Genomic DNA, 12,696 nt, shown 5'->3' on the forward strand with positions numbered 1-12,696 from the left:
CGGTTCCAGTGCGGTCAAGGACGGATGATTATCACTTTTCCCGCGAAATTTCTATTATAATACACATATTCCGGATGCGCTGCAGTTTCAAGTATTTTCTTGTTGTGAAAAAAATAATCTGCGAAACGCACCGGCCGATGACGAAGAAGATGAAAAACAAGTCACGCCGTCTCATCGACAATATCAAGGCAGAGAATGTATTTGTCGTTTCCGTTATCCGTGAATGGCATCGATATGGTTATGCAGATATTGCCGGTCGCCAGCGAAATGTACGGTTCCGTGGTGTATTTGGGCAGTCCTCCGGAAACGAGAAAAAAATAGTCCTTTGATGACTGGTCGGTGCCGACGATCCCCGGCTGGAACAAAAAACTGGGGGCATGGAGGATGCGGTCATGGTAAAAAACCGTGCCGGTCATCTGGGTCCCGTATTCGTCGATAATATAGGCGCATTCCAGATGGGGATTGGCCTGCACGAGCGTTTCGAGGGCGGCCTCGAACTCTTCAGGGCCGCGGCGCGAAAGCTCATCGATGAAATCCTTGATGATGGCGCTGTATTCCCGGTGGAGCAGCTTCTTCCCGGTTATTTTTTTCACGGCGGATTCTTTATATTTTTTCGCGATGGCGCTGATGGCGCCCTCTGTTTTCTCAATGAGCGGGATCATGTCGGCGCATGGCGCGGCAAAATAGTATCCCTGGAGAAAATCTATGTCCAGTTCGAGGAGGGAATGCACTTCCTCTTCCGTCTCGATTCCCTCCGCGATGACCAGTGATCCGATCCTGTGGGCGAGCGTCACGATTGACCGGATGATTTCCCTGCCATGGCGCTCACTGTGGATGGACCGGATAAGGGACTTGTCGATTTTCAGTATGTCAGGCTTGACGAGGGCGATCCTGTCGAGATTTGAAAAGCCGGTCCCGATGTCGTCAAGGGCCATGAGAAAACCCTTGGCCCGGTAGGTGTTTATGAACTTTGCCAGGGATTCAACGCTGGCGATCTCCGATTCTATGATTTCGATGAGGATCCTGCCGGGATGGATACTCGTGGATGCCGCCAGGTCAAGAAGATGGTTCGATCCGACGGTGTCCTCCGTCAGGATGGCGGGGTCGATATTTATCGAAAGAATTAACTTTTCGTCCCTGTGATAGAGGGGGCAAAAATTCTCAATGGCTTTTTTTCTGCACAGGCGGTCCAGCTGAACGGTCAGGCCTTCCCGCGCCGCCTCTTTGAATATGATATCGGGCGGGATGAGGTAGGGATGACCCGGGTTCTTTCCGCGGCTTAACGCTTCAAAACCCACGATCGACTTCTTTTTGATGGATACCAGGGGCTGGAAATGAGTTTCCACCAGTTCGTTTTCTATAATAGTGGCGAGATCTATGTTCCGGTCGCGCGCGTTCACCGTTCCTCTCCGTGAAAAAGGATAATCAAGATGGGCCTTTCCATCCAGCCTTTGTATTAATGCTGGCTCCTATTTACAATTATAAAAAAGCACATTGAACGCGGGAACACGTTATTTTACATGGGGGTAATATTAAAGGATATCCGTGCCGATGTGAAGCTCGGAGGTGACGCTTGTTTTTTTCGATGCCCCTATGGGAAAATTCCGCATAAATATCTTGCAATTCCGGCTGCCCCGGTATAAGATACGTCCGTAACGCCTCCTCCCGGGGCTCGATTCCGTACAACGTTCCACAATCTCTTTCAATGTCCAGGCTTGATATACGACGAGGTGACAGCTATGCTCAACTTATGCGTGCCCGATAGGACCAAATCATGCGCAGCCTGCTGCGGCCTGATGAATCACACCGATATATCGAAGGAGCATCTGACGAAATTCCTGCATGAAGGGGCTTTTCGCGCGGCGAACTACTGGCGTTACCAGATAGAGGGAAGCTACCCGGAGCAGACGTCATCGTGCAGGGATTACTCTTCGCATATCTGCCCCTTTCACGGATTCATCGCCGACGGCCTTCCCGGGTGCCTGATACATCCCCGTGTGACCGGCGAGGAACAGCGCGACAGGGCGCTCTACGGCGCCGCCGCCTGTGAAAGCTACCTGTGTCCCGCCTATGAGCTGCTGGATGATGACACAAAAGCCATTTTGATCGATAATCTCGACGACTGGTATGTGTACACCATCGCCATCATCGACCCCCTGGCTACGAAAGGAATAATCGATCAGCTCCATGAAAAGGGCCTTCGTGACGGCAGTGGGCCATTCAGGCGGGCCCTTGTTGAAGCGCTGACGATCCACGCGAAAAAACTGGGCAGTCGTGAAGGAAACGTATTCTGTTATTCCAGGGAAGAATATGTCTTCGTGTCAAATACCGTGGCGCTAACGGAGTAGGAGTGTTAACTATGAAGCATATACGCGCATGTTGGTGGATCGTTATTCTCATTTTTGTGACGTCGCCGGTGATACCCCGGGATGTAGAAGTGAGATCACCGGTCATCCTTTCCGGGCCAGGCATGGTCGGCACCGCGAGTGTCGTTTTTTCTCCCAACGGCAGGTACATCGCCACCGCTCCGGACGGCAACGGCGCCTTTCGACTGTGGGACGCCAAAACGCTGGCCGTCATCAAGGTGCTGGACGCCACGCCATCGGCGCTCAAATACGCCATCGCCTTCTCTCCCGACAGCGGGCTTGCGGCCGGCGGCGTGGGGGACGAGATCGTCATCTGGGAGACCGCCACCGGGAAGCAGCTGAAAAGATTCACCGGGCACAAGGACGCCCGGATCTACGCGCTATCGTTCACCCCCGACGGCAAAAGCCTGGTAAGCGCGGGATGTGACACCGATCCGAAGATGCGCGGCCGGGTATGGAACACGGCCGACTGGACACTCCGGTACGGTCTCTGGTACGATTTCAACTATCCGTGCCTGAGGACCCTTGCGATTTCCCCGGACGGCAGGCATGTCCTGCTGGGCGGCGGCAGCGACGGTGCCGGCGACCACCCGGCGCTGAAGTACGATATCGCGACCGGCGCGAAAGCGGGCGAGATCATCGTAACAAGAAAATCGGAGGATTTCTTTAACGATGCCATGATATCGGGCATCTACTACTCCCCTGACGGGAGCAGGGTGGCGGCCATAACCCAGAGTTTTTTCAAGATCTTTGACGCGGCAAGCGGAAAAGAACTGACCAGGATCAACGCCGAAAAAAAAATCGGCCATTCCTTCCGCTACGCCTGCTTTTCGCCCGACAGTAAAAGCATTGCCCTTCTTCTCAGGGCGTCATCCCGCGACTGGCGCATATTTATCGTATACGCACGGAACGGCGGCATAATCCGAACCTTCACCGCCTCCGCCGGAGACAAGCGGTATTATTATAACCTCTCGTTCACCCATGACGGCAAATACCTTGCCCTGGTCGGGACGAGGGACACTATTGATTTCTACAGGTGGGATTGAAATGTGCCGCCTCCTGGCCCCTTCTCGCGGGCGCCGGCGGAATCCCGGTCGATGAAAGAGCTCCGTGAAGCGATCATGCCGGCCTGCCTGTCGGGCCGGCATGAAAGTTCAAGAGAAGAGGTGCGCCATGTACGGGTTATCCGCGCGACAGAAAATATGGATCCTCATTCCGGCCCTCACCGTCATTGGCGCCGCAATTGTCCTGTTCGCGGGTCTGATGACCGCCATTGCGGTGCTATACGGGCCCGTCTATGCCTGGAGGGTCCTGGTGTACAACGAGGCCACCATCAGGGACCACGAGCGCGTGTTCCCGATGCGGGAGATAAAGAATCGGCCCCCGGTTTTCCATTTTAAAAAGGCCGCGCAATCCCTCAGGATCGGCACGGTGACGTACTCGTATCCAAAGGGGAGCACGACGACGATTGACCTGGAGAAATTCCTGGTCGATTCCGGAACGACGGCGTTCCTGGTCATCCAGGACGATACGATCCTGTATGAAAGATATCCGGGCGGCTATTCGAGGGATTCGATAAACAGGTCCTTCTCCATGGCGAAATCGATCACCTCGACCCTCGTGGGGCTCGCCCTGCGGGACGGCTTCATCCGCAGCCTCGATGATCCGATCGTCTCGTACCTGCCCGAGCTGAAGGGGCGCGGGATCGACGCCATGACCGTGCGCGATCTTCTTGTCATGAATTCGGGCATTGCCTTCACCCTTCTTCCAAAGGACGCCTTTATCCTGTCCCAGCCGTTTTACGACGAGGCGGTCATGTATTATCTGCCGGACATACGCGCGCACCTCCTGAAGCTGCGCGCGGGGAAAGAGCCGCTGGGCGCGTATTTTCTCTATGATGACTATTATCCCCTTCTGGAGGCCATGATCATCGAGAGAACGGCGCACAGGACGCTGTCATCGTACGCCGAAGAAAAGCTGTGGGGCAGGATAGGCGCGGAGTTCCCCGCCTCGTTCAGCCTCAATAGCGAAGAGGACGGCCTGGAACAGGCCGCGAGCGGCTTCAACGCGCGGGCCATCGATTTCGCCAAGTTCGGGCGCCTGTTCCTGAACAACGGCATATGGGAAGGCAGACAGGTCCTGCCCGCCGGATGGGTGAAGGAGGCCACCTCTCCCGATCCCGCGGACAAGAGGCCCTGGATGAGCGATCAGGACTGGAAATTGGCGGGAGGCTTTTACAAGTACCACTGGTGGGGAATGAAGAACGAGGATGGCACCTATGATTACACCGCCACGGGAAGCCCCGGCGGCCAGATCATCTATGTGAGCCCCCGTTACCGCGCGATCGTGGTGCATAACGGGACCGTCGGCGACCCGATGGTATGGGCGATGATCGCGCGTTCGGTTATCAAGAATCTGTAGAAGCAGGTCCCCGGTCAAATTTCTCAATCATCTCGCCGGCAATACTGATCTTCAGCGGATACTGTGGCAGATTTCCCCTGGTAAACCATGCCGCCTCGGAAATTTCCTTTGTATTTATAGAAATAGGCTGTGTCTCGTCGGCTTCGGCGAAAAACCCGACCATCATGGAGCCCGACAGAGGCCATGGCTGATTTTTATAATAACGGATGTTCCTGACATCCAGGCCGACTTCCTCCTTGACCTCCCGGATAACGGTCTCTTCCAGCGACTCGCCGATATCAACATAACCGGCAATCAGAGAATGGAATCCGGCCGGGAAATGCGGCGAACGGGCGAGCAGTATCTTGTTATTGCAGGTTATTGCGACGATAATGGCCGGTGAAATTCGCGGATACACGGTTGCGCCGCATTCCGGGCAACTCAAGGCCCTTTCATCGGTCTTATGCCGTGTCCGGGACCCGCATGTTCCGCAGAATCTGTTGCGGCCATACCAGTTCATTAGATGAAATCCTGCAATGGTTATCCACGCAACTTCCTTCTGTGCGGCGGTCCGGAAAAATGTAATATCCTTGTATGTCAAACCGGGCTTATCCGCCTTCAGGGTGTCCCATATAAGAAAACAGGGGATTTCATCAAGAGAAAACAGGAAGACGGCTTCAGTGGCATCGGTAATCTCCGCGCAATCTTTTTTACGCGGTAATTCGAATTCATCACCGCGGCTTTTCAGAAGCACAGAATTCTCGTTATAATGGATGACGTAGTCGTTGTCTTCGATTTTCCTGCCTGGGAGATATTGATTGCTGAATCGGTGTGGGAAAATTTCATGAATCATGGCGATACCTGAACCTCTAAAAAGTGCCTGATAAAAAATGAAGACCGCTTTGCATCACGTATTACCTTAATAATTATTAAGGTAATGCGCGGTCTACATTATGACAATTTATTTTAGCTGTTATTTAAAATCAAGGATTAGTTTAAAACCTCCGTCCGTGAGGATAAAACGGAAGCCTGTTGCTATCCCTGTTGGGGCGGTTTATAGTCTCTAAAAAGCGTTTCGAAGAAAGAAAATGGTCCAAGGGGAATAATGTCAAAGTCGATCAATTTCTCGCGAACAAAAGGCAATTCATCAAGGATTTTTCGCGCTTCATCGACACTGCCGCATTCAAGGACAAACACGACTCCCATGCGGCGATCCTGGCAATTGTACATTTCTCGAACCGTCCCTTCTTTATACAGTTTCCAGGCGTGCTTGACTTCCGCTTCAAGATGGGGCTTTATTTTCTCAATGGTTGTTTGAGGGTCAACTTTGGCGATTGCCAGGATTTTCATCTCTTATCTCCTTTTTCTAAAAAATTCATTTGAGGGAGGGAGCGGCTTCCATCGGATTAAGACCACTGGCCGCCCAGGCGAACGCCTGGTTCCGATTGAGCCGCAATCTCATTGGGAACCCCCTTTGTTGTGCGGCGGTAAGTTGAAATTATTCAGCCACCTCGCCATAGCGGTCGCCGGCGGCCTCGCCTAAATCATTGAGATAGGCGATATCTTCCCCCGTAAGCGTCACATTAATAGAGGCAAGATTCTGTTCGAGATTGCCGATTCGGCGCGTGCCTGGAATGGGAACAACGTCGCCGCCCTGCGCCAGCACCCAGGCCAATGCCAGCTGCGCCGGCGTTACCTCTTTTTTGGCGGCCAACGCTTCAACCTTTTTCACCAGGGCCAGGTTTTTCTCCAGATTGTTCCGGGCAAAACGCTCATTCTGGCGCCGCCAATCCCCTTCCTGCAGATCATCCGGGCTTTTGATACGCCCTGTCAAAAAGCCGCGTCCCAGGGGGCTGTAGGTAACGAAGCCTATACCCAGCTCCCGTATGGCGGGCAGAATTTCGTCCTCCACGAAGCGCGTCCAGAGCGAGTATTCAGTTTGCAGCGCGGAAATCGGATGCACGGCGTGGGCTTTGCGGATATCTGCGGGGTCGGCTTCCGACAGGCCGATATATCTGACCTTGCCCGCCTTCACCAGTTCCGCCATCGCCCCCACGGTTTCCTCGATAGGCACCCCGCCGTCGACACGATGCTGATAATACAGGTCGATCACGTCAACGCCCAGGCGCCGCAACGAGGCATCGCACGACGTTTTAACATACTCGGGCCGGCCGTTAATGCCGAGAAACCCGCCATCCTCTCCCCGCTGAACGCCAAACTTGGTCGCCACAACAACCTTATCCCGCCGGTCTTTAATGGCCCTGCCCACCAGCATTTCATTGGTAAATGGACCATACATGTCCGCCGTATCCAGGAATATACAGCCTGAATCAATGGCCCGATGAATGGTCTTGATCGATTCCGTGTCATTGTGACTGCCATAAAAATCAGACATCCCCATGCAGCCCAGCCCGATAGCGGAGACTTCCAAACCCTGGCCGCCTAATTTTCTTTGAATCATCGATTGAACTCCTTGTCGTGTTTCTTAGAGTGAGCAGCATCCCGTGTTTTGGGATGCGCTCTCATTATCGCCATGTCGCGCAAAAATGCGGCGTGCCGTTGTGCAATGTTTAATTGAAATGTAAATGATATCCCAATCTTTCGCAATACCTGATTCTGTTTATTATTGCCTATTCCTGCAGAATGCGGGAAAAAAGATTGCAAAATCGCTGTTTTTATTATACACTTCTGTAATAATCAGAGTGATTGGTGGGAATCAATGCGTGAAAAACAGGATACATTAATTGCGTTGTTTACGGACATTATGCCCGGTGAAACTCTTCTCAACACTTCAGTAAAGGGTCTCAGCTTATTTCGAGTCGAAGAGTCCTTTCCCCGGTCACCCTACGCGTATAATTCCGAGATCATTATACTGGGGCAGGGAGAAAAGCGGGTTTATCTTGGAAACGACGTGTACACCTATGACCCTTCACATTATCTTGTTCTTCCTGTTCCATTACCGGCTGAATGCGAAGGAAAGACCGAGCCGGGCAAGCCGATACTGGGCCTGTCAATTACCATTGACCCGATCGAAGTCGGCGAGATCCTGCTGGAGATGGAGGACAGCCGAAAAGAAACCCGGTCTCTGCCAAGGGGGATATACAGCGCCCCGATGAATGAAGCGCTCTATGACGCAGCCATACGGCTTTTGCAGGCAATCGCCGACACCCAGGACAACAGGGTGCTGGCGCCGATGATCAAAAGAGAGATTATCTACCGGGTGCTGCAGGGCGAGAAAGGGGAGATCCTTCAGGCCCTTGCCCATCGCAACAGGCGTTTTTTCCAGATAGCAAGGGTGCTGCAGAAAATCCATGAGTCATACAGCAATGATTTTGACATTGAGAAACTGGCAAAAGAGCTGGACATGAGCAGCTCAACGTTTCACAACAGCTTCAAGTCGGTGACGGAGACGTCTCCCCTGCAGTATATAAAAAATGTCCGCCTTCACATGGCGCGTAACTTCATGATCCAGGATGGGCTGAATGCCACTATAGCCGCGCAACAGGTGGGGTATGAAAGCCCTTCGCAGTTCAACAGGGAGTACAAGCGATTGTTCGGTGTTACCCCTGCAAAGGACGTGGCGATGCTTCGCGGACGGCAGGTGGCGAATCCGTAAGCTGCCACCGGCGAGCTATGACCGGGAAAGCGCTTGAGATCACCGGTCTTTGGTCTTCAATTCTTTTTAAATCTTATTGTGATGCGGGTCCCGTCGCTCCCATCATATGAAAACCGGCCATTAATTTGTTTTGTCAGTATTTCGATGAGTGTCAATCCGAGCGTTTCATTGGTCTCCGGCTGATTCTTGTCAGGAGTGCCGATCCCGTTATCTGATAAAACCAGATCGACCGTGTTATCGTCCTCGATTCGCATTGAAATTTCAATCTTTGGGTCTCCGGACCATTCCGGTGGGAACGCGTATTTAAATGAGTTGGTCAGGATTTCATTGACGATCAGGCCGCAGGGAACGGCCTGGGTGATTCCGAGATACACGGGATCGAGATTGAAAATCAACGAGGGTTTGATATTCTCATTGCCGTAGACGTTAAGGAGCTGATACGATATTGTCTTGATGTATTCGGCGAAATTGATTGATGTAAAATTCTCGGTCCGATATAGTATCTCGTGTATTGCAGCCATGGATTTTATACGGTTTTCGGCAATGATAAACTGCTGGATAAGATGCGGATCTTCTGTTTTTTGGGATTGAAGAGTGAGCAGGCTGACGATTACCTGCAGGTTGTTCTTGACCCGGTGATGCACTTCCTTGAGGAGAGTCTCCTTTTCCTTGAGGGATTCCTTGAGCAGAATATTGGCCTTTACCATTTCGGTGATATCCTCGACGATTTCAATGAACCCAATGATGGTACCGTCGGATGAATAATGGGGGAATGCGGTCACCTGGGCATTGAAGGAACTACCGTCGTCACGGATGCCTGTTGTTTGAACAGAATGTACGAGACCGGTCTCCATCGCCTGTTTTCCCGGGCAATGCGGACACACGGAATCGCGCTTTTCATGCTCCTGGAAGCATTTGACTTTATACTGCATGCCCGGCTGCTTGTTGAACATTCGTGCCTGCGCCGGGTTTGTCCAAACGAGATTATAATCGCGGTCAATGAGCGTTATGCCGAACTGGATGCTTTCAACCAGCGTGCGGTAGTGGTGTTCGCTTTCTTTTAGTTCACGTTCGATTTTTCTTATTTCAGTAATATCCCGTATGGTCTCGATCGCCCCGATCCAGTTACCTTTTTCGTCGAACAGCGGCGAAGCAGTGCCGCTAAGATAGGCTCCACGGCCGCCATACGCTTGAGGCGTATATCCTTCGGCGTAAATGGTCGAGTTGCTGCTGACGAATTTATCATAGGTTTGACTGATTTCGGGATTTTCGCTGTTGATCAGGTCGACCAATATCGGTCTCCTCTCGCCGTACAGGGGGATAGAATATTCATGTCCGCTCTTGCCGATAATATCGGCTCTGGCGATTCCTGTCAGGCGCTCCATCGCGTCGTTCCATGCAAGGACACGTCCCCCGGTGTCAATTACTATAACCGCATCTGGAAGGTGCCGCAGGATCATGTTGAAAAAGGAAGTGGATTCATCTTTAACCCGCTGATTTTTCATCGATATCTTCCTTCCGCACGAAATTATATGGCTATGAGTAATGTTGCCCTTATTCGTACTTTGTGAATATAATATAGTGGCATCAAAGAAAAAATCAAGAGTATAATTTCTGAAAAGATTAATAATTTGTTATGCTCTCTGCTTGAAAGACGCTATTGCAAAGAGCTATTGCACCGGTAAATTCATTGACTATATGCCGTAATTCTGTCATCATATGTATACTGAAACAGAGGGGTATGGAGGAATGACGACATAATGCTTCCCGGGAGGTTCCGATGACCTTGTTAAGGCGTTCCCTCGTTGACGCGATAGAGAGAGTCGTCTCCTGCGTTTTTTTCGCCGTGGGACTGTTCGTTTTCGGATGGCAGGGGCCAATTATACTTCTGGGTTTCTGGATCGAGGAGGTTGTGGCCGGCATCGGCATCGCCATCCAGAGAAAGGTCGTCATGGACAGGTTGAAGTCCCGAGGATTGAGCTGCGAAGGGGAGGACGCGGAGGGAATGATCTCGACGAATGCCCTCTACGGCATCTTCATGGCGTTACACCTGCTCCTGATAATGATCTTCATCGCCGTCGATGCAAAAAAACATCCGGGATCGCGGCTGCTTCTTAACACGTTCTGGGGATGCCTCTCGTTCCAGCCGGAGCTGATCGACCGGTCGATTCTGATGGTGCTCGGCTTGCTGCCGGTGCCCTTCATAATCATGTGGGCCATCAATGTAGTACGGGGCCTCACCTTCGGCCCCGACCGCCGCCGGGCCACGCTGAAATCCCTCTTCGAGAGCAACAGGGCGGCCATGACGCTGCCCCATATCAGCATTCTCCTGGGCGGATTCGCCCTCGTCCTCTTTCCCGAGAAGTACGGGCTCGCCATCGGCCTCCTGGCGAGCAAATGCATCTGCGAACTCATCCTGCTGCCGATAACGAAAAAAGATGAACGGGAGAGCGAGGAAGTGCGCGGCGAGTGAGATCTGTCCGGAAGTTTGAAAAGCCGTCTCGAAATATAATTCCCATTTGTCACTGCAGTAAGGGGGGAGATGATGAAAAAGAGAATTGGTGTCTATATTGGAATCACCATCGGGATTGCACTTCTGCTCATGCTGATCCTTGAGGCGGGCGTTCGGATCGTGGTCGATCTGCCGGTTAAAACCGACTTCTACAGCTCGATATCAAAGGAGAAGATACCGTCACTGCAGAAAAAAATAGGGGTCAAAGTATGCAGCGGGGGATCATGGATCCACCTTGGCTGGATAGCGGACCCGGCCGCCGGCCGGTACAGCGTCTACCGTGTGGAAGCTGGCGGTGAAACCCGGGTGGGACAGGTTAAATATGGAAGCTTCCTCATCGAGCATCTTGGTCCCCATCAGGCTTATACGTTCCGGGTGAAGTCAGAAACCGGCGACTTTGATCACACGGTAAAGGCGTCCACCGGCGAGCCCGAAAGTCCCCTGCTTGTGCCATATATAGCATCTCCGTGGAAGCCGTTGTTCAAACCGGAAAAAACGGGGAGCTATCTGAATGATCATGGGATCTACAAGGGCCGTGACGGCACCTGGCATGTTGTCGGGATCACCTCGTTTGGAGATGGCGATTATTCAAAGGAGATCTATTTTGCCCATGGGAACGGCCCGTCATTCCCGCCGCACGATGGCATGTTCAGGGAACTTGAGCGGGCGGCGGATTTCGGCCACCTGGCATGGGCCCCCCATGTGCTGCGTACGGGCGAACGCTACTTGATGTGGTTTTCTCCCCACCGGTGCTACGTCGCGTCAAGCGATGACGGATACCTGTGGCGCGAGGAGAGGCGGCTCGAGTTTCTCCCAATGCACCCGCAGTTTCGCGACCCCATGGTCATCCAGGTCGCCGACGGACAGTGGCTGATGTATGCCACGGCAAGGGACGGATACTATTCCTCGGTGGACCTGTACCAGTCCTTTGACTTGGAGCACTGGCAGTACATAGGCGCGGCCCTTGAGACAGGCTTCGGGTGCGAGAGGGCAGGGGCGCCCGGCACCACGGAATCGCCTTTCGTGTTTTGTCACGGAGGCCGCTATTATCTCTCGTTCACATACAACAACGATTCGTTTTTCTGGAATGCGTTGCTCCTTCCTGTGCATGTGTGGCTGGACCGGGAATCGTACAATGACACCATGATCTTTGCCAGCGCCAATCCCTATTCGTTCGGCACATACCGGGGGAAAGAACGTCCTTCGAGCCTCGTGGCGAATATCAGGGCCCACGCGCCGGAGTACATTGAATCGGGAGGGAAATGGTACGTAACGACCGCGGGCTGGCCCTGGGTCGCCACTATTACAAAGGGCGAGGTGGCCTATGCGGAACTTGGTTGGAAAAAGAAGAAATAATTAGATGAAACCTGTAAAATAATAAGTGTTCTGATTGGATTAGTCTGAACAGATACACTTCAATATAAATTATAAATAACAAATGTTATGCGACACTAGGCTTTTAACTAGCTTTTATGTGAAATATGGTCCGCGAATCGATCCCTCAGGTGATAATTAAAGGATGTAAAAGCATTGGTATGCCAGGAGTGAGCCTCAAGGGTAACTTTATTAAAGAGGTGGGAACTATACAAGATTAATACGTTTTATTTATTTGGAAGAGAGTGATTTGCAGACCGTTACTTCTGACTCATTTTTCTCTTGTTTTATATCTATTTATTAGTAATGACGCTTAAAATATTTGGGGTAAAAAAGAAGGGGCGCGACTAAAATAAAAAACTTCTGAACATGTCAGGAGTTACCTGTGGGCGCTACTGGACTTGAACCAGTGACCCTCTGCTTGTAAG

Annotated in this window: 11 protein-coding genes; 6 read left to right on the forward strand and 5 right to left on the reverse strand. The window is 52.1% G+C overall.

Going from position 1 to position 12,696, the window contains the following annotated elements; genetic code table 11:
* Nucleotides 1–161: 161 nt before the first annotated feature.
* Nucleotides 162–1,400: an EAL domain-containing protein gene (locus tag KA369_17445; GenBank protein MBP7737771.1), complete on the reverse strand. Its 1,239-nt coding sequence runs from the start codon at nucleotides 1,398–1,400 to the stop codon at nucleotides 162–164.
* A gap of 339 nt (nucleotides 1,401–1,739) precedes the next feature.
* Between KA369_17445 and KA369_17450 the strand changes: the two genes are divergently transcribed.
* The 3 genes from KA369_17450 (at nucleotide 1,740) to KA369_17460 (ending at nucleotide 4,787) form a co-directional block, all read left to right on the forward strand.
* A complete protein-coding gene (locus KA369_17450) occupies nucleotides 1,740–2,348 on the forward strand; it encodes a hypothetical protein (protein MBP7737772.1) in 609 nt (202 codons plus the stop codon).
* Between the two features lie 11 nt (nucleotides 2,349–2,359).
* Nucleotides 2,360–3,412 (forward strand): WD40 repeat domain-containing protein, encoded by a 1,053-nt coding sequence (locus tag KA369_17455; protein MBP7737773.1) that lies wholly within the window; start codon nucleotides 2,360–2,362, stop codon nucleotides 3,410–3,412.
* A 127-nt stretch (nucleotides 3,413–3,539) separates the two neighbouring features.
* Nucleotides 3,540–4,787, forward strand: coding sequence for a serine hydrolase (locus KA369_17460; protein ID MBP7737774.1), 1,248 nt, complete (start codon nucleotides 3,540–3,542; stop codon nucleotides 4,785–4,787).
* On the opposite strand, the gene nudC is transcribed toward KA369_17460, so the two are convergent.
* From nudC to KA369_17475, 3 genes are all read right to left on the reverse strand, one after another.
* Nucleotides 4,774–5,619: an NAD(+) diphosphatase gene (gene nudC / locus KA369_17465; GenBank protein MBP7737775.1), complete on the reverse strand. Its 846-nt coding sequence runs from the start codon at nucleotides 5,617–5,619 to the stop codon at nucleotides 4,774–4,776. The two genes, KA369_17460 and nudC, sit on opposite strands and share 14 nt — an antisense overlap.
* Nucleotides 5,620–5,801: 182 nt before the next feature.
* Nucleotides 5,802–6,116 (reverse strand): superoxide dismutase, encoded by a 315-nt coding sequence (locus KA369_17470; GenBank protein ID MBP7737776.1) that lies wholly within the window; start codon nucleotides 6,114–6,116, stop codon nucleotides 5,802–5,804.
* 148 nt (nucleotides 6,117–6,264) lie between these two features.
* On the reverse strand, nucleotides 6,265–7,227 hold the full coding sequence (locus KA369_17475) for an aldo/keto reductase (GenBank protein MBP7737777.1): 963 nt from the start codon (nucleotides 7,225–7,227) through the stop codon (nucleotides 6,265–6,267).
* 258 nt (nucleotides 7,228–7,485) lie between these two features.
* Between KA369_17475 and KA369_17480 the strand changes: the two genes are divergently transcribed.
* The gene (locus KA369_17480) at nucleotides 7,486–8,382 is read left to right on the forward strand and encodes an AraC family transcriptional regulator (protein MBP7737778.1); all 897 of its coding nucleotides are present in this window, start codon (nucleotides 7,486–7,488) and stop codon (nucleotides 8,380–8,382) included.
* A 56-nt stretch (nucleotides 8,383–8,438) separates the two neighbouring features.
* On the opposite strand, the gene KA369_17485 is transcribed toward KA369_17480, so the two are convergent.
* The gene (locus KA369_17485; protein ID MBP7737779.1) at nucleotides 8,439–9,887 is read right to left on the reverse strand and encodes a PAS domain-containing protein; all 1,449 of its coding nucleotides are present in this window, start codon (nucleotides 9,885–9,887) and stop codon (nucleotides 8,439–8,441) included.
* A gap of 275 nt (nucleotides 9,888–10,162) precedes the next feature.
* Here KA369_17485 and KA369_17490 point away from each other — a divergent pair, with 275 nt between their 5' ends.
* Nucleotides 10,163–10,855, forward strand: coding sequence for a hypothetical protein (locus KA369_17490; GenBank protein ID MBP7737780.1), 693 nt, complete (start codon nucleotides 10,163–10,165; stop codon nucleotides 10,853–10,855).
* A gap of 72 nt (nucleotides 10,856–10,927) precedes the next feature.
* Nucleotides 10,928–12,250: a hypothetical protein gene (locus KA369_17495; GenBank protein ID MBP7737781.1), complete on the forward strand. Its 1,323-nt coding sequence runs from the start codon at nucleotides 10,928–10,930 to the stop codon at nucleotides 12,248–12,250.
* Nucleotides 12,251–12,696 lie beyond the last annotated feature (446 nt).

The organism is Spirochaetota bacterium (assembly GCA_017999915.1).
Taxonomy (GTDB): Bacteria; Spirochaetota; UBA4802; order UBA4802; family UBA5550; genus RBG-16-49-21.